The organism is Mixta calida, from assembly GCF_002953215.1.
GTDB classification, from domain to species: domain Bacteria; phylum Pseudomonadota; class Gammaproteobacteria; order Enterobacterales; family Enterobacteriaceae; genus Mixta; species Mixta calida.
The window spans coordinates 1,885,801-1,903,377 of record NZ_CP026378.1 but is presented as its reverse complement, the minus strand read 5'-3'; the positions used below and the strand labels follow the sequence as shown (position 1 = coordinate 1,903,377).

At 57.5% G+C, this 17,577-nt stretch carries 18 protein-coding genes and 1 pseudogene; 10 read left to right on the top strand and 9 right to left on the bottom strand.

All coding sequences use genetic code 11. From position 1 onward, the window contains the following. Positions 1-8 precede the first annotated feature (8 nt). Positions 9-1,283 carry a Glu/Leu/Phe/Val family dehydrogenase gene (locus C2E16_RS08990; RefSeq protein WP_038626585.1) on the bottom strand — a complete coding sequence of 425 codons (1,275 nt, stop codon included), beginning with the start codon at positions 1,281-1,283 and terminating at the stop codon, positions 9-11. 522 nt (positions 1,284-1,805) lie between these two features. Here C2E16_RS08990 and C2E16_RS08985 point away from each other — a divergent pair. Continuing rightward, complete coding sequence (locus tag C2E16_RS08985; RefSeq protein WP_257152266.1) at positions 1,806-3,305, top strand: amino acid permease; 1,500 nt, start codon at positions 1,806-1,808, stop codon at positions 3,303-3,305. A gap of 61 nt (positions 3,306-3,366) precedes the next feature. On the opposite strand, the gene ahr is transcribed toward C2E16_RS08985, so the two are convergent. After that, positions 3,367-4,386, bottom strand: a complete 1,020-nt coding sequence (ahr, locus tag C2E16_RS08980) for an NADPH-dependent aldehyde reductase Ahr (RefSeq protein ID WP_167401684.1) — start codon at positions 4,384-4,386, stop codon at positions 3,367-3,369. Between the two features lie 201 nt (positions 4,387-4,587). On the opposite strand from ahr, the gene C2E16_RS20795 reads away from it, so the two are divergent. Further along, entirely contained in the window at positions 4,588-4,749 is a 162-nt protein-coding gene (locus C2E16_RS20795; protein WP_156462393.1) for a hypothetical protein, read from the top strand. Between the two features lie 67 nt (positions 4,750-4,816). On the opposite strand, the gene C2E16_RS08975 is transcribed toward C2E16_RS20795, so the two are convergent. Next, positions 4,817-5,314 carry a thioredoxin family protein gene (locus tag C2E16_RS08975; RefSeq protein ID WP_038630034.1) on the bottom strand — a complete coding sequence of 166 codons (498 nt, stop codon included), beginning with the start codon at positions 5,312-5,314 and terminating at the stop codon, positions 4,817-4,819. Positions 5,315-5,631: 317 nt separating this feature from the next. Here C2E16_RS08975 and C2E16_RS08970 point away from each other — a divergent pair, with 317 nt between their 5' ends. Next, positions 5,632-6,507, top strand: a complete 876-nt coding sequence (locus C2E16_RS08970) for an ROK family protein (protein ID WP_038626592.1) — start codon at positions 5,632-5,634, stop codon at positions 6,505-6,507. Positions 6,508-6,594: 87 nt separating this feature from the next. On the opposite strand, the gene C2E16_RS08965 is transcribed toward C2E16_RS08970, so the two are convergent. The 3 genes from C2E16_RS08965 to C2E16_RS08955 form a co-directional block, all read right to left on the bottom strand. Next, positions 6,595-6,816 (bottom strand): type 2 periplasmic-binding domain-containing protein, encoded by a 222-nt coding sequence (locus C2E16_RS08965; RefSeq protein WP_038626594.1) that lies wholly within the window; start codon positions 6,814-6,816, stop codon positions 6,595-6,597. 78 nt (positions 6,817-6,894) lie between these two features. Beyond that, positions 6,895-7,029: a hypothetical protein gene (locus C2E16_RS21105; RefSeq protein WP_244555252.1), complete on the bottom strand. Its 135-nt coding sequence runs from the start codon at positions 7,027-7,029 to the stop codon at positions 6,895-6,897. Positions 7,030-7,275: 246 nt separating this feature from the next. Then, positions 7,276-7,602 (bottom strand): four-helix bundle copper-binding protein, encoded by a 327-nt coding sequence (locus C2E16_RS08955; protein ID WP_071883683.1) that lies wholly within the window; start codon positions 7,600-7,602, stop codon positions 7,276-7,278. Positions 7,603-7,871: 269 nt separating this feature from the next. Between C2E16_RS08955 and C2E16_RS08950 the strand changes: the two genes are divergently transcribed. Continuing rightward, entirely contained in the window at positions 7,872-8,435 is a 564-nt protein-coding gene (locus C2E16_RS08950) for a diguanylate cyclase (RefSeq protein WP_257152265.1), read from the top strand. A 438-nt stretch (positions 8,436-8,873) separates the two neighbouring features. On the opposite strand, the gene C2E16_RS08945 is transcribed toward C2E16_RS08950, so the two are convergent. From C2E16_RS08945 to C2E16_RS08935, 3 genes are all read right to left on the bottom strand, one after another. Continuing rightward, positions 8,874-9,119: a con-10 family general stress protein gene (locus C2E16_RS08945; RefSeq protein ID WP_038626598.1), complete on the bottom strand. Its 246-nt coding sequence runs from the start codon at positions 9,117-9,119 to the stop codon at positions 8,874-8,876. Positions 9,120-9,533: 414 nt separating this feature from the next. Then, a complete protein-coding gene (gene umuC, locus C2E16_RS08940) occupies positions 9,534-10,802 on the bottom strand; it encodes a translesion error-prone DNA polymerase V subunit UmuC (RefSeq protein WP_038626600.1) in 1,269 nt (422 codons plus the stop codon). A gap of 284 nt (positions 10,803-11,086) precedes the next feature. Then, complete coding sequence (locus C2E16_RS08935) at positions 11,087-12,016, bottom strand: LysR family transcriptional regulator (protein WP_084969982.1); 930 nt, start codon at positions 12,014-12,016, stop codon at positions 11,087-11,089. A 73-nt stretch (positions 12,017-12,089) separates the two neighbouring features. Here C2E16_RS08935 and C2E16_RS08930 point away from each other — a divergent pair, with 73 nt between their 5' ends. The 6 genes and pseudogenes from C2E16_RS08930 to C2E16_RS08905 all read left to right on the top strand — a co-directional run bounded on the left by C2E16_RS08930 (position 12,090) and on the right by C2E16_RS08905 (position 17,528). After that, the gene (locus C2E16_RS08930) at positions 12,090-13,034 is read left to right on the top strand and encodes an MBL fold metallo-hydrolase (protein WP_038626604.1); all 945 of its coding nucleotides are present in this window, start codon (positions 12,090-12,092) and stop codon (positions 13,032-13,034) included. After that, a complete protein-coding gene (locus C2E16_RS08925; protein ID WP_038626606.1) occupies positions 13,031-14,017 on the top strand; it encodes an alpha/beta hydrolase in 987 nt (328 codons plus the stop codon). Before C2E16_RS08930 ends, C2E16_RS08925 begins: the two co-directional genes overlap by 4 nt. Before the next feature lie 235 nt (positions 14,018-14,252). Then, positions 14,253-15,272: an isopenicillin N synthase family dioxygenase gene (locus tag C2E16_RS08920; RefSeq protein ID WP_038626608.1), complete on the top strand. Its 1,020-nt coding sequence runs from the start codon at positions 14,253-14,255 to the stop codon at positions 15,270-15,272. 19 nt (positions 15,273-15,291) lie between these two features. Beyond that, positions 15,292-16,092, top strand: a complete 801-nt coding sequence (locus C2E16_RS08915) for a MetQ/NlpA family ABC transporter substrate-binding protein (protein ID WP_038626609.1) — start codon at positions 15,292-15,294, stop codon at positions 16,090-16,092. Then, positions 16,085-16,873, top strand: coding sequence for a methionine ABC transporter ATP-binding protein (locus tag C2E16_RS08910; protein ID WP_052133908.1), 789 nt, complete (start codon positions 16,085-16,087; stop codon positions 16,871-16,873). Before C2E16_RS08915 ends, C2E16_RS08910 begins: the two co-directional genes overlap by 8 nt. Before the next feature lie 53 nt (positions 16,874-16,926). Further along, positions 16,927-17,528: pseudogene (locus C2E16_RS08905) on the top strand (methionine ABC transporter permease). The last annotated feature ends 49 nt before the right edge of the window (positions 17,529-17,577 follow it).

Below are 17,577 nucleotides of genomic sequence, written 5' to 3'. Positions count from 1 at the left end.
GCAGCCTGTCAGCCTGGATAGATGCCGCGATCTTTACGCGCCATCAGAATGCGTTCGCAGGCGACGATATAGGCGGCGGTACGCAACGTACACTCTTTCTCCGCCGCTTTGTCCCAGACATGCACCATCGCTTCGGTCATGATCTTGTCCATGCGCGCATTGATCTCCTCTTCGCTCCAGAAGAAGCTTGCCATATCCTGCACCCACTCGAAGTAGCTGACCGTTACCCCACCGGCGTTGCAGATCACGTCCGGCACCACGGTAATGCCGCGCGCCTTCAGAATATCGTCCGCGTCCGGGTAAGTCGGACCGTTAGCGCCTTCCAGCACCAGCTTGCAGCGCAGTTTTTCAGCGCGCTCGCGGGTAATCTGCCCTTCCAGCGCCGCCGGGATCAGAATATCCATATCCGTGGTCCAGAACGCTTCGCTGTCGATGCTCTTCGCGCCAGGGAAGCCGGCGATCTGCTTGTGGCGGTTCTGCCACTCGCTGAGCGCATGCAGGTCGATGCCGTCGGCGTTAAACAGCGTGGCGGTATGATCCTGAATCACCACCACGCGCGCGCCCGCTTCCGCGAACAGGCGGGCGGCTTCGCTGCCAACATTGCCGAATCCCTGGACGGCGATCTTCGCCCCTTCGATTCCGATGCCCGCGCGTCCCGCTACTTCACGTCCGGTAACGAATACGCCGCGACCGGTCGCTTTTTCACGGCCCAGCGAGCCGCCGAGGTGAATGGGCTTGCCGGTCACCACGCCGGTGATAGTGGTGCCGTGGTTCATGGAGTAGGTGTCCATCATCCAGGCCATCACTTTGCCGTTGGTGCCGACATCCGGCGCCGGGATATCGCGCTGCGGCCCGATAATCAGGCCGATTTCGCTGGTGTAGCGACGCGTCAGACGCTCCAGCTCGCCCTCGGAGAGCGAGAAAGGGTCGACGCGGATGCCGCCTTTCGCCCCGCCGTACGGCAGGTTGACGGCGGCGCATTTAATGGTCATCCATGCGGAGAGGGCCATCACCTCATTCAGGTCCACGTCAGGATGATAGCGAATGCCGCCCTTGCCCGGACCGCGAGAAAGATTGTGCTGAACGCGGAAGCCTTCGAAGTGGCGAATGGTGCCGTCGTCCATCTGTAGGGGGATATCAACGATCAGCGCGCGTTTCGGATGGCGCAGCGTATCGATCCAGCGCGACAGTTCGCCCAGGTAAGGGGCAACGCGGTCAATTTGCTGAAGGTAGGTGTTCCAGGCCGATGTACCGCTTTCTGACGCGTAAGATAGCTTTTCCATAACAAACCTTTTTGAACAAAGTTATTTATATTGTTAAACCGTGGAAATGACCCGCATATCACTATGCGATGATGAATTTATCATTAATTATCGTCTGCGGATTTCCCTGCGACGCGGAAAAAATTGTTTTTGCGTAAAGCAATCGCAACAGAGGTGAATAATTAGTTACTTTTCAGCGTTGCCATAAGCGCTTCGCTTTTATGCATTTTTTATGCACTATTTATGCATAAAACAATTTTTTGCTGATTTTTCAGAACCTTGAAAGTGATCAAAAAGTTAATTTTTCGTTAGTTTACACGGTTGACAATGTAAATTCCGACGGCCAGCATTGAAGCTATCCGGGCAGCCATCGCCGTCGATTTTGCCCAACGCCAGGAGGTTCTTCTCTGTTTCAATAAGTTGCATCCACTGCCAGCTGTAATGTGATGTTTATCGCCTGTCATCGGGCCCGTCCACCGTGCTTTCGGCAGCTCTGCTGCGCCTGTTCCCTGCGATATATCAGGGAAGGTGATCTATTGCCCGATGAAAACCTCCATTCGCTTCATGGTCAGACGTCAAAAAAGGAGATGCCATGACCGTAAAACACCCCCGCGCTCGTCCGCGTCCGGCGCGCAGGATGATGCGCCGCAAAAACTGCATCGCGGCCTGAGTGAACGGCATATTCAGCTGATTTCTTTGGGCGGCGCGATCGGCACCGGCCTGTTTATGGGCGCAGGCAAAACCATCGCCGTATCCGGCACCTCGATTCTGATCACCTACGTGGTAGTCGGGTTTTTTATGTATATGGTGATGCGCGCCATGGGCGAGCTGCTGCTCACGCGCCTGGATTACCGCTCATTCGCCGATTTCGTTTCCGACTATCTTGGGCCGAAAGCGAGCTTTTTTCTCGGCTGGTCCTACTGGCTGAGCTGGGTGGTCACCTGCATCGCCGATGTGGTGGTGTGCGGCGGCTACGTGCAGTACTGGCTGCCCGATCTCTCGCCCTGGGTTCCGGCGCTGTTTACCCTTGCGCTGCTGTTTATGTTTAACCTGCTGTCGGTGAAGATGTTCGGCGAAGCGGAGTTCTGGTTCGCGATTATCAAGGTGATCGCCATCGTGGCGCTGATCCTCACCGGTTTCTGGATGGTGGTGACCGGCTGGACCTCGCCGGACGGCGTGCGCGCCTCGCTAGGCAACCTGACCGAACCGGCGGTGTTTATGCCGCACGGCGTAGTGGGCTTTTTCGCCGGTTTCCAGATCGCTATCTTCTCCTACACCGGCGTGGAGCTGCTTGGCACCATGACGGCGGAGACCAAAACGCCGGAAAAAATTCTGCCGCGCGCCATTCGCGCCATTCCGCTGCGTATTATTATTTTCTATGTGCTGTCGATGGTGGTGATTATCGCGGTGACCTCCTGGCCGCACGTCTCGGCGGAGACCAGTCCGTTTGTGACGCTGTTTGACAAAGCGGGCCTGCCCGCCGCCGCCGCGCTGATCAACTTCGTCGCCCTCACCTCGGCGATCTCCTCCGCCAACAGCGGCGTCTACTCCAGCACCCGCATGCTGTACGGCCTGTCGCTGGAGAAACATGCCCATCGGCAGTTCCGCATTCTCTCCCGCGCCACGGCGATCCCGGTGCGTAGCCTGCTTTTCTCCTGCTTCTGCATGCTGAGCGGCACGCTGCTGCTGTTCCTGGTGCCCAACGTCGTCACCCTGTTCACCATCGTTTCGACGCTGGCGGCGATTCTGGTGATCTACAGCTGGGGCATGATCCTGGTGGCTTACCTGGTGTACCGCAAACGGCGGCCCGATCTGCATCAACGCTCGTCGTTTAAGATGCCGGGCGGCGTAGCGATGTGCTGGCTGAGCCTGGCGTTCTTTCTCTTTTCGCTGGTGATCATGGTGTTCGACCGCGATACGCTGACCGCGCTGTGCGCCATGCCGCTCTGGTTCCTGCTGCTGGCGCTGTTCTGGCGGCTGAAGCTGCGTCGACAGCGCGCGCGTCAGGCGCAGCAGCGCTGGCAGGTGAGCCCCGACGCCTGAGGCATAAAAAAAGCGGCGATGATCGCCGCTTTTTTGCTTACTTTTCGTGGCGTTTAACGCATCAGAAATCCGCTTTCAGCACCACGCGGTAGTTGGCTTTACCGGCGCGAACGTGATCCAGCGCCTCGTTGATTTTCGACATCGGGAAAAATTCCACTTTCGGCGCGATATCGGTGCGCGACGCGAGGCGCAGCAGCGAACGCAGCTGGCCCGGCGAACCGGTGGAGGAGCCGGTGACCGCGCGGTCGCCGAGGATCAGGCTGAAGGCGGAAACTTCGAACGGCTTCATCACCGCGCCCACGGTATGGAAGTTGCCGCGCGGCGCCAGCGCCGCAAAATATGGCTGCCAGTCAAGATCGACCGCCACGGTGCTGAGGATCAGATCGAACTGCCCCGCCAGCTGCTTCAGCGCTTCCGGGTCGCGGCTGTTCACCACATGATCCGCGCCCATATCCAGAATTGACTGCTTCTTCGCCGGCGATGAGCTGAAGGCGGTCACTTCCGCGCCCATGGCGTGCAGAATTTTAATCGCGATATGGCCCAGACCGCCGATACCGATCACGCCGACGCGGCTGGTGGCGGTGATGTTATGCATCAGCAGCGGTTTGAATACGGTGATGCCGCCGCACAGCAGCGGACCCGCCGTGGCCGGATCCAGCTTTTCCGGCAGCGGAATCACCCACTGCCAGTTGGCGCGCAGCTTTTCGGCGAAGCCGCCCTTGTTGGCGATGGTCGGCACGCTGCCGTTCAGACAGTTGACCTGGTCGCCGTTAATGCAGGCGTCGCAGTGTTCGCAGCTTTTGGCGGTCCAGCCGATGCCCACGCGCTGACCAATAGCGAGGCCTTTGTTTTTGGCCGCGTCGCCTAGCGCGGAAACGCGCCCGATCACTTCATGACCGGCGATCACCGGATACTGCGACACGCCCCATTCATTGTCGATCATGGAGAGATCGGAATGGCAAACGCCGCAGTATTCCACCTCAACTTCCACATCTTCGGCGCTCAGCGACTCCGCTTCATATTCATATAAAGTCAGTGCCTGTCCGGCTTCCATCGCTGCGTAACTCTTAATTTTCACTATTCACCTCAGATTGCGTTAGGAGATCCAGCAGAGAGTGTAGCAAAGCCGTTAAGCCAAAGACTTTCCACATCATGCCACGGTGATTTTTCAGACAGTTACGCCCAGCGTCCGCTGTCGACGACGCGGGTTCAGGTTAGATCAGGCCGCGTTTTTTTATCGGCAGCAAACAAGACAGAAACACGCCGGGCGTGCTATCAACAGTTGCAAAACACCGTTCAGCAGAACTCGCCGTTTGTGGTGATGTTGCAGGGCGCGCAGCTGGTAGCGCTGCGTCAGTCGGTGCGCCATGCGCAGCAGAGCATTGGCATTGGCATTGGCATTGGCATTGGCATTGGCATTGGCATTAACGTTAGCCTGCTCTGATTCGATCAGGTGAGCAAAGCGTCATCCGCCGCCTTTCCGGCGAGGCCTCCCTGCCCCGCCGCATCCGTCAAAGACCGGCGATGATCGCGGTAATGTCGCCGATGGTCTCTGCCAGCAGATCGCCGCGACGGTAGGCCTCCAGCTGCGCCTCGCCGCCGTTCACCACCGACGCCGGACGTTCAATAAAGGCGCCCAGCGGCGTCGAGTTGGCGTCCAGCACCACGACAAACGGAATCTTCACCTTTTCAACGTCCAGCAATTCGGTAAAGGGCTGCGCCTCGTCGCGGGTGATTATCGCCATTTCCACGTTGGGCAGCCGCTGACAGAGCAGCGCCAGCGGCGGAATATTGCGATGACAGTCGGGGCACCACATTTCCGCCGCCACCAGCAGGCGAAAGCGCCCTTCAGCCTGCCGCGCCGGCGCGAGGGCGTTTTCCACCGCCTCGGTCTGGCTCTCCAGCAGCGTCTGCCAGCGGCGCAAATCGGCAATTTGCTCCGGCGTGCCGGTGCTGATAAAGGTTTCGATATCTTTGCCCTGCTTAAACAGCGTGTCGAACGTACTCATGCTTCTCTCCAACGGAAACGGACGGTTCGCTATGATAAAAGAATCCGTCTGCCGACACACCTGCGTTGCCAGCGGAACGCCCTTTTTCTTTACGGATAAAACGCCCCGGCGCTGATTTACGCCCAACGCGTTCCCGCCTGGAAAACTTTACACGTCTTTGCATTACGCCTTTATTTTCCATTGCCGCGTCATGCCGCCGCTGATGATGCGTACTTTCCTGTCAGTTTTATTTTTCCTGTACTGCGCAGCGGCGGCAGGCTCTTTTTCCGCTGCGCTATACTCACTGCCGACCTGAATATGGCAACGGAGCGGAGTGAATGAAAATTGCAGCGTTCGATATCGGCGGTACTTCTTTAAAAATGGGCGTGGTGAGCGAGAAAGGCGAGATGCTGTCGACAGATAAGAAAGGGATCGAGAACCACTCCGGCGAAGAGATTCTCGACGGTATCACGGCGTGGCTACAAAAAAACAGCGACTGCGAAGGCGTCGCCGTCAGCATTCCAGGCTATGTCGACCCGGAGAGCGGCTATATCGCCATGGGCGGCGCCATCCGCGACTTCGACCGCTTCGCTATCGGTCAGTGGCTGCGCGACAAGACTTCGCTGCCGGTCAGCGTAGAGAACGATGCTAACTGCGCTCTGCTGGCGGAGCGCTGGCTGGGCAAGGCGCAGGAGATGTCCGATTTTCTGATGATGACCATCGGCACCGGCATCGGCGGCGCGATCTTCTGCAATAACGCGCTGGTGCGTGGCCGACAGCGTCGGGCTGGCGAATTTGGTTCGCTGCTGACTTCACGGCCCGGCAGCGACAGCGTTCTGAACTATACGATGAACACCACCTGCACCATGCGGGTGCTGACGCGCAACTACAGCCTGCATACCGGCCGGCCGCAGGAGGAGATCAGCGGCGAGGAGATTTTTGAGCGCTATGATAATAACGATCCGGTTTGCGACCGGTTGGTTACCACTTTTTATCAGGATCTCTGCGCCGGTATTTATAATCTGTCGCACGTATTTAATCCCGAATGTTTGTTCCTCGGCGGCGGCATTACCGCCAGAAAAACCTTTCTCGATGAAATTCATCATCATCTCGCCTGGTTTGATGTGGATATGAAAGTGGATATCGCCACCTACGGCAATGATTCCGGCATGCTGGGGGCGGTAAAACATTTTCTGCAACAGCACCAGGCGTAGCGGGCGAAGCAAATGCGCGCCGTCCGCCTTTTCCGGCCACCGCTGCCCAAAACGTGCGCTTTCATCAGCGCCGCCTGAAGGCAGGGTTTAAAGGGGTATGATACCGCTCACGCTGTGAAGGCTGCTGGTTAACGCGTCCGTCAGCAGCCGGGCCTTCAGCGGTATAAAGCGCCTGGTGGGATAGATCGCGTAGAGCGTGGGCGGCTCCCAGCGATAGTCGGGCAACAGCTGAACCAACGTCCCCTGCCGTAGCTGTTCCGCCGCCAGCAGCGTCTGAATGCCGCCGATGCCTGGCTTCGCCTCCAGCATAGCGATGGCCGTCGCGCCAGATGCGATCCGGCCCTTCGGTGGCGAGGCGAATGATTTCGCGTGTATCGTTGGTGGGCGTCAGCAGCTGGTCGCTCGCCTGGTTTGCGTAGTAGCGGCCATCGGCGGCGTGCGGGCGATGCCGATGCCAACCTTCAGATGCGCCTCTTTGTGTACCCGATCGCGCAGCTGATGGCCAAACTGCTCTGGCAACATGCAGTGGCTGACGCCGTGCAGATCGATAAACGCCTCGTCAATCGAGTCGATCTCCGCGCGGCGCCAGCTCTTCAGGCAGGCTCATTGCCCGGCTGAAGATATCGCCATTTATATGGAATGGAAAATCAACGTGAACTTAAAAATGTCTGAAAGCAGTTACTGGCCAAATATTTTCCAAAGTAACTGCTGGAATAAGCGTAACTGTGATTTTGACGGAAGCCGCAACAAAACAGCCTGCGTTATATGTCAGGCTGACATTTTCCGGCATTCTTCAGCACAGCGGTAACACGCTTCAGCGCATTTCTTACAGTGATCGTGCTCATGTCTGGCACACTCATCACCGCATGTCTGGCATACTTCCGCGCAAATCTTACAAATTCGGGCAGCAAATTCACTTTCCATCGCCATCAACTCGGCTGCCAGTCGACAGATGCTGGCGCACTGTCTGTCCGTTCGGATGCATTCGCGCATCATCTCCAGGTTTTCTTCCTGCAGGCAAGAGGTTGCGCAATAATCACAGGTTGCGGCGCAGATGTAACAGGACTCGATGCAGCTGCGATAGAGTTCAGACATAATCTCCCCTTATTAACTTTAAATGCAAAGAAGTTATAAGCATGGAACAAAATGCTCGCTGCTGCAAAGTTGTACAATGATATGTCTGCTTTGCCTGAAACGGGATAGCCTGTTTTATGTCAGCAAAGCTGATAAATTCAGCAGACAGGTTGTCAGCATTCCCTGATTCCAGTCATGTGATTTGTTTGTTACTTGCGGATAGCCGCCCTATGCCTATGCTTTCTGTTTCAATCCTGTAGGTATAGTGTATGTATTCTTCCGACCCACAAATGTTGCTGCTGCTCTACTTCGTCCTTCCTGTATGGCTTATTGCCGGTTTCGCCGACTGGCTTTGTCACAGGGCAACAGATATTGAATCAACAACCGGTCTGAAAGAGACCTATATCCATATCCTGATGTTTTTAGAAATGGGCCTGCCTTTACTGTCAGCCCTCTTCCTGGACGTGAATGCGCTGGTCATTGCGTTCATGATTGTGATGTTCTTCTGTCATGAAGCAACGGCTCTGTGGGATGTCAGCTACGCCGTGACTGCAAGGCGCGTTTCCCCCGTTGAGCAGCATATACACAGTTTTCTGGAAATGGTCCCCCTGATGGCACTTCTGCTGGTAATTTCAAGACACTGGCCGCAGTTTCTGGCGCTGTTCGGTTCCGGCGACGAACCTGCCCGGTTTGAACTGAAGCTGAGAGCAGATCCTTTACCGACAGGCTATATCATTGCCGTGCTTACGGGCATTTTTGTCATGGAGGTGTTGCCTTATCTTGAAGAGTACCGGCGTGCAAAAAAAACCAGAAAACGTGCTCACAGAAGCGGTGATAACACGATCTTAAAATAACGCATCCGTGACAGGGGATGCCTGCCGGCCCGGCTTTATAACCAGTTCAAACAGCGAAAGCTGACGTATGCCGCGACGGCCGGTATCTTCAGAAAGCTGAATACCATGACACAGGCAATCAGTACCCGGAAGGCAACTTCGCCCAGAAATGTCTTCTGCCGATCACTAAGTAAAAAACGATGCCCGTCAAATGAGGAAATAAGCAGAGCGAAGGAATAACAGAACTAAACATAGTTTATTACGGAACGATTGTGGAAATTATTTACTTCTTCCCTGGATATAAGTCGGGGGCGGGATTACATAATAAACAAATATCACTGAGCCGGGAGGAATTATTCCCCCGGCCAGCCACTTTTATATAGCAGCGCCCTGAATAACAGCCATTATGAAAGTTCTAAATAACGATAACGGTGTTATTCAGCAGGCACCGCCCTGCTGTCAGTCACCCTGACGGCCGCCACCGTGGCTGTTTTCGCCGCCTTTTTTACCGGCTTCAGACGCCTTCTCGCGATCATTAGCGAAATTTCCACCGCTGTTATGCCCCCCTTTTTTACCGGCTTCGGACGCTTTTTCCCGGTCATTAGCGAAGTTGCCGCCGCTGTTATGACCGCCTTTTTTGCCCGCCTCAGAAGCTTTCTCAGGATTTTCTGCGAAATTACCGGAACCACCGCGATGCTCAGCCATAAATACCTCTCTTCAACTAAAGAATAAATTTAACTTCCATAATACGGCAGGAGCATAAAATCTTATGTCGTCTGCCGCTCACTCAGTAATTAAGCATAGACCCTGTGATTTATTAAGCAAAAAATAAAAAACGAAGCGTTAAAATCAGACTAACTGACAGATGTCCGCTTCGCTTATTAGCTTCGCCATTCAGCCTGAAGACAACAGAGTTAAACTGGCGGGCGGATTTTACCGAACAGGTTATCCAGAAAAGAAAACGCTGATGTACTTAAGATAATGCTGATGTACTTAAGATAATAAAGTAACCTGCCCAGTGACTGGCATAAACAGTCCGGCAGAAAAAGGAATTTAAAAACAGGCAGTAATATACTGCAGTTTTTTCTTTATCAAGGCGGGAATGGCCGGTGGACCGCCTTATTTAATGCGCGCGACCGGGATATCTGACCAGCGCGTCGTCCATGTCGGCGACAGCATTTCGCGCTTCATCGTCCAGGGCTTGACGATGCCCTGCCCGGCGAACCAGAGCTTCCCTTTGCCGCGCTGGTTGATTTCATCCATGAGCTTCATCAGCCGTTCGCCGTTGGCCTGCGGCCGGTGCTCATCAAACAGGTCAAGCTGCGCCACGCCCTGACTGAAAAAATCGCTGAGGATGACGCCGGTTTTAATATAGCGATAGCCGTCGCGCCAGATGCGATCCAGCCCTTCGGTGGCGAGGCGAATGATTTCGCGTGTATCGTTAGTGGGCGTCAGCAGCTGGCCGCTCGCCTGATTTGCGTAGTAGCGGCCATCGGCGGCGTGCGGGCTGGTGCGCAGAAACACCGCCACCTGGCGGCAATACTGCTTCTCCTTGCGCAGTTTCTCCGCCGCGCGCTCCGCCCAGGCGCACACCGCCTGACGTACCGCCTGATAGTCGTCGGTGCGGCTGCCGAACGAGCGCGAGCAGACGATCTGCTGCTTCGCCGACGGCACCTCTTCCGCTGCCAGGCAGGATTCGCCGCGCAGCTCGCGCACGGTGCGTTCCAGCACCACGCTGAAGTGCTTGCGGATCAGCGGCGCAGGGCTTTCCGCCAGCTGCAACGCCGTTTCAATGCCCAGCTGCCGCAGCCGCTGGCTGATGCGCCGTCCCACGCCCCACACCTCCTCCACCGGCACGCGCGCCAGCAGCTTGCGCTGGCGCGTGCTGTCGGAAAGATCGACCACGCCGCCGAGCTGAGGCCAGCGCTTGGCCGCGTAGTTCGCCAGCTTCGCCAGCGTTCGGGTGCAGGCGATGCCGACGCCAACCTTCAGATGCGCCTCTTTGCGCACCCGATCGCGCAGCTGATGGCCAAACTGCTCCAGCGACATGCAGTGGCTGACGCCGTGCAGATCGATAAACGCCTCGTCGATCGAGTAGATCTCCACGCGCGGCGCCAGCTCTTCAAGCAGACTCATCACCCGGCTGGACATATCGCCATACAGCGCATAGTTGGAGCTGAATACCTCGATGCCATGCTGGCGCACGCTCTCCTGAATCATAAAGTAAGGCGCGGCCATGGCGATCCCCGCCTGCTTCGCAAGGGCGTTGCGCGAGATCACGCAGCCATCGTTATTGCTGAGCACAATCACCGGCCTGTCAGCCAGATCGGGACGAAAAATCATCTCGCAGGAGGCATAAAAATTATTCACATCAACCAGTGCGAACATTGTCTATCGCTTTTTTTACGGATGCCTGCGCTGACGTTCTGTGGCGGACATGACCTTTTTACTGTGTTTACATACAGTAGTACAGAGTCACCGCCTTTTACAAGTCCCCCGCTTTACGAACGCAGCGGCAAACAATGATGGAGAAATACCGCCTGCGGGAAAAGTGTTTCGGCCAGGTCGCAGGCTGGTCGTTCGTTGATTTCGTTTTTAGCTGGGATGACGACATTCATTTCTGCGGAAGGCATATCAGGATGGCGATTCACCCCAATAATGATTGGCTGTACTCATGGCGGCATCCTGCCCAGAATGCTGCTGATTTCTCCCCTCAACCATCGTGAGGCGGGATGGTTATCCTCCTGCGCCGTCCAAACCAGAGACACGTCGGGCAGCGTCAGTATCATTGGCACCGGCACGACCCGCAGGCCAAACGCCTCACCGTAGCGTCTTGCCATCCGCGTTGGCAACGTGGCAATCAACGGCGCACTCGCGACCATGCCCAGTACACCGAGAAATTCCGACGAGGTTGCAACCACGTTGAGTTTTCCGCCTATCGCATCAAGTGCCGATTCGAGACAACCGTGTAAGCTTTCGCTGAGGCTTACCAGCGCATGCGGCAGGCTCAGGTAATCTTCAAGGGGAATCGCCGATTTGAATGCCATCTTGTCAGGATGGAAAACGCAACTCAGCGACTGTCCGAACAAGAGCTGCTGACGATAACGCATCGCCTGGCTGTCAAAACAGCCGATTGCCAGGTCCAACACCCGGTCATCCAGCATACGGTAGACATCGCGCTGCTGCACCGGGCGGCCATGTAGCTTCACCCCCGGCGCCAGCTGACGCAGGCGTAAGGCGAGCTCCGGCATCAGCAGTAGCTCCACCTCGCTGGAGAATCCCATGCGAAAGATACGCTGGTCAGTCGAGGGATCGAACTCCGAACGGGCATGAATAACCGTCTGCATCATACTGAGCGCTTGCTCCACCGGCTCGGCCAGCGCTAAAGCGCGCGCGGTCGGTTGCATAACTGTCCCGACACGCACAAAGAGTTCATCCTGAAATAACGTTCTCAACAGCGACAGGCTGTGGCTCATGGCTGGCTGACGGATTTTCAAAAGATCGGCAGCCCGAGTGACGCTCCGCTCGCGCATTAGCGCGTCAAAGGCGATCAGGAGATTCAGGTCGAAGCTTCTTAAATCGAAATGGTCGATTTGCAACATTATTTGAATCGATTTAGTTAATGATATTTCCAGTAGTACGCTGACTTTCATTATCAGTCAACGGGAAAAAATCATGACGACTCAAGAGACCTTTCTTGTCGGGGATGTACGGATCATCAAGGTGCCAGAATTAGCGCTTGATGCAGTAGAGGCCAGCCAGCTCTTCCCGGAAGATGATTCAGAGGAGATGATCGGCGATGCAACTCATTGGGGTGAGCGAAGTTACGATTCTGAGAACGGCCTGCTTCGGCAAAGCATTCACGCCTGGGTGGTACAGACGCCGACTCACACCGTCCTGGTTGATACTGCTACCGGCAATGACAAGTTACGCCCAACGGCACCCTTGTTTCACCAGCTCAAAGCGCCTTTCCTGGCGCGTTTGCAGGCGATCGGCGTATCGCCTGAAACGGTGGACTTTGTCCTGCTTACCCATCTTCACGCCGACCATGTGGGATGGAACACCCGGTTACAAGGCGAACGATGGGTACCGACTTTTCCCAATGCCCGCTACGTCTTTTCCGAACGCGAATATCGCTACAATCTGGCGCTTTCCCGCGAGCGGGCGGCGGTGGCAAAAATCCAGCGGCAGGCAGGACTCGGCACGCCGCGTCGCCATCCACTCGGCGGCGTTTTCGAAGATAGCGTCATGCCCATCGTCGAGGCAGGTCTGGATCAACGCATCAAGGTGGATAATACCCTGATCGAAGGCTTCCGTTTCCACTCCACGCCTGGCCACAGTATCGATCATGCCTCCATCTCAGTGACCTCTCGGGGTGAAACTGCTTTGTTCTGGGGCGACATCATGCATCATCCGCTCCAGTTCCGTCGCCCCGAGACTAACTCAGTCTATTGCGAGTTTCCAGAGGCGGCACAGCAGTCCCGTCACAAGGCCATGCAACTCGCTGCCGAACTCGACGCGCTGGTTTTCACTACTCACTTCGGAGATAGCTCTGTTGGCAAAGTCAGCCGACAGTCTCACAGCTTCAATTGGCAATTCATTCAGGGGACCCGGTCATGAACGACAATACCAACGGCGTACTGCTACGCGAAACTTACCTCATCGACAGTGATACCGCTGGCATCCAGTTGCAGCTGCTCCGCAGGCGCCGGCGCGACATCGGCCGCCCCAGTTCGGGTACGACGCTGATGTTGATACACGGTGCCACTTTCCCCAGCGAGAGCCTGTTCGATGTTCCTGTGGATGACATATCGTTCATGGATGCGCTGGCCACGGCTGGATTCGACGTGTGGGCGGTAGATGCCCGCGGTTACGGCGGTTCGACCCGCCCGTCTGACATGGCAGCGCCGCCTGACACCGCCGCCCCCCTGACGCCAGCACGGGTCGCGGCACGTGATCTTGCCTCAGCGGTTGAGTATGTTCTCGCCGGGAATGGCATTGATCGCCTCAGCATCGTAGCGATGTCCTGGGGAGGTTCGGTCGCGGGGATATATGCCGAACGGCATAGCAAATATATTGAAAAACTTGTGCTGGTGGCACCGCTATGGCTATCGAATCGCCCCCTGCGCATCGATGCCGGACAGCCGCTGACAGCGTGGCGTCTGATACATGTCGACGCCTTTCGCGAGGCGTGGCTGGCAGGTGTCCCAGCCGACCGGCAAGAAGGCTTGTTGCTACCCGGTTGGTTCGAACAGTGGGCGACGGTAACGGCCTCTACCGATCCGGGCGCTGCCGAGCCGGGTACCATCCGAGCCCCTGGTGGAGCTATTCAGGATGTCCGTGAGCATTGGCTCGCCAACCGGCCGCTCTATAACCCGAGCGCGATTACCGCACCGGTACTGCTCGTTCACGCCGAGTGGGATCAAGACGTACGGGTCGATATGATGCAGGATCTATTTAAGCGCTTCGATAACGCCGCCTGGCGGCGCTGGATAGAGATTGGTAGCGGCACGCACATGATTCTGATGGAGCCGGGCCGCTGGCAGGCTTTCGATGCAATCATCAACTTCCTGAAGGAACCCTCTCATCGAATCAGGGAGTAAGCCTGCAACCGATAAAGCTGGCAATCGACAGGCGGACACAGGCATATGTCCGCTCCTGGCTGGCCGCTACAGTAGCCGCCTTTTACAAGCGCCCGCTCTCCGGGCGCGGCGGCGTTTTTTCAGCCCTGGGGTGATAAATATCCAGGCTTTGCATATCGATAGCAGAATAACTTGGTAGTGAAGCGTCGGGGGGAATGGCACTGTAATTTTAACCAATACGACCGGGGTTAATACCATGAGCCATTCACCTTCTTTAGCGCTTCCGATTATCGATTTCGCGCAGCTTACCCGCCAGGCGCCGCAGCGCGCGCAGGCCATTGATCGTCTGGGCCAGATTGCGCGCGACGTCGGCTTTTTCTACCTGGTCAACCACGATATTGAGCAGGCTCTGCTCGATGAGGTACAGCGCGTCGCCCGCGACTTTTTCGCCCTGCCGCAGGAAGAGAAGCTAAAGGTAAAGATGGCTAACTCGCCCCACTTTCGCGGCTACAACCTGTCAGGCGTGGAGATCACCCGCAGCCAGCCTGACTTCCGCGAACAGTTCGATATCGGCGCCGAACGCGAAGCGCTGCCGGTAACGCCGGATTCTCCCGCCTGGCAGCGGATGCAGGGGCCGAACCAGTGGCCGCAGGCGTTGCCAGCGCTGCGCGAGGTAGTGACCCGCTGGCAGCGGGAGATGACGCGCGTGGCGCTGGAACTGCTGCGCGCCTTCGCCGAAGCGCTGCGGCTGCCGCGCAACGCCTTCGACACGCTCTACGGCGCCCGCCCTAATGAACATATCAAGCTGATCCGCTATCCGGGACGCGCCGCCAACGAATCGCGTCAGGGCGTCGGCGCGCATAAAGATTCCGGCTTTCTGACGCTGCTGTTGCAGGATGACCAGGCCGGTCTGGAAGTCGAACTGACGCCCAATAGCTGGGTGGCGGCCTCGCCGCTGCCGGGCTCTTTTGTCGTGAATATCGGCGAGCTGCTGGAGCTGGCGACCAACGGCTATCTGCGCGCCACCGTACATCGCGTAGTATCGCCGCAGGCCGAACGAGAACGCCTTTCCATCGCCTTTTTTCTCGGCGCGCAGCTGGATGCGGTGGTGCCGGTTTATCAGCTTCCGCCGTCGCTGGCGCGGCTGGCGCAGGGGCCAGCCAGCGATCCGCTCAACCCGCTGCTGCGAGAAGTGGGCTGGAACTATCTCAAAGGACGACTGCGCTCGCACCCAGACGTGGCGCAGCGTTTCTATCCTGAGCACACCTCTTCTTAATCACTGACAGGGAATCATCATGAACAAGACTGCGCTAACGCTTACCGGACTCTCTTTGCTGATCGCCCAAAGCCTGCACGCCGCGCCGCTGCGCATCGCCGCAGATCCGGTACCGCACGCCGAGATTCTGGAGTATGTGAAGCAGCTCGATCCGAAACTCGATCTCGACGTGATCGAACTGAGCGGCGGCGTGAACGCCAATGAGCTGCTGGCCGCCGGGGATGTCGACGCCAACTACTTCCAGCATCTGCCCTACCTGAAAGATCAGGAGAAGGCGCTGGGCAAAACCTTCGACGTTGTCGCCAGCGTACACGTTGAGCCGCTCGGCATCTATTCACACAGGGTAAAAAGCCTGACGGCGCTGCCGCAGGGGGCCAGCATCGCGGTGCCGAACAACCCCACCAACCTGAGCCGGGCGCTCTGGCTATTGCAGGATAAAGGGCTGATCCGTCTCAATGCGCAGGGTGAAGCCGGTTCGACGCTGGTGACGCCGAAAGATATCAGCGAGAACCCGAAGCAGATCAAAATTATTGAGATTGAGGCGCCGCAGCTGCCGCGCTCGCTGGACGATGTGGACGCCGCGGTAATCAACGGCAACTATGCGCTGGAGGCAGGCCTGACCCCGGCGAAAGATGCGCTGGGCCTGGAGTCGGCCGGGCACAACCCATACGCCAACCTGCTGGTCACCACGCCACAGCTGGCGAAAGATCCGCGCGTGCTGGCGCTGGCGAAAGATCTCACCTCTCCGCAGGTGGCGGCCTTTATTCGTCAGCACTATAACGGCTCGGTGATCCCGGTGACGGATGAAAAACATGATTAAGATTGAGAACCTGAGCAAACACTATCCCGGCACGACAGCGGCGGCGTTAACGGAAGTGACGCTGACAATTGAGACAGGCGCCATTTTCGGCATTCTCGGACGCAGCGGCGCGGGCAAAAGCACCCTGCTGCGCTGCCTTAACCGGCTGGAGCGCCCCTCGTCCGGGCGCATTCTGGTTGACGGCAGCGATATCGGGCAGCTGAGCCTGGCGCAGCTGCGTCGCCAGCGCCAACAGATGGGCATGATTTTTCAGCATTTCAATTTAATCCACGCGCGCAATGTCCACGACAATATCGACCTGCCGCTGGAGATCGCCGGCGTGCCCACGCGCGAACGTCGTGAGCGAGTCGACGTCCTGCTGCATCTGGTAGGCCTGAGCGCGTTCGCTCACGCCTGGCCATCGCAGCTGTCGGGCGGACAAAAGCAGCGCGTCGGCATTGCGCGCGCGCTGGCGGCGCAGCCGCGCTATCTGCTGTGCGACGAGGCCACCAGCGCGCTCGATCCCGACACCACCGTCTCAATCCTCGATCTGTTGGCGTCAATTCAGCGCCAGCTTGGGATCACTATCGTGCTGATCACGCATGAGATGGCGGTCGTGAAGCGCATTTGCGACGCCGCTGCCCTGCTGGAACATGGCCGCCTGGTGGAGAGCGGCAGCCTGGCGCAGATCATGAGCCGTAAAGAGGGACGGCTGCGCCAGATGCTGTTGCAGGATGGCGACGCCGACCGCGCCTTTATCGCCCGCTATCGGGCGGAGGAGCCGTCACGTTGCGTAGCGTAAACTGGGATCGTTTTCAGGCGTTACTGCTGAGCGCCACCGCAGAGACGCTCTATATGGTATCGCTCGCCGCGCTGCTGACCGTCGCGCTAGGCCTGCCGGTCGGCGTTTTGCTGTTCCTGACGCGCAAAAACGGCCTGCTGCCCAACCGCGCCGTCGCCCTGCTGCTGAACGCGCTGGTGAATACCGGCCGCGCCCTGCCGTTTGTGGTGCTGCTGATTGCCCTCATCCCTTTACCCGTCTGCTGGTGGGCACCACGCTCGGCAGTACGGCGGCGATTGTGCCGATTACCATCGGAGCGTTTCCTTTTTTTGCGCGCATCGTAGAGAACGCGCTGGATGAGGTGGATCGCGGCCGTATCGAGGCGGTGGAATCGATGGGCGGCACGCTCTGGCATATCGTCAGTCGGGTGCTGCTGCCGGAGGCGCTGCCCGCGATGGTGGCAGGCATCACGCTGACCATTGTGATGCTGATTGGCTTTTCGGCGATGGCGGGCGTGGTAGGCGGCGGCGGGCTGGGCGATCTGGCAATCCGCTACGGCTATCAGCGCTTCGATAATCAGATCATGGCGGCGACGATTATCGTGCTGCTGCTGCTGGTGCTGCTGGTGCAAAAGACGGGCGACCGCCTGGTGAGATCGCTGGCCTGCCGACGCTGAAGCCAGCGGCGCGCGGGGGGTCGGGCGCGACGTCCAGCGGCGACGCAGT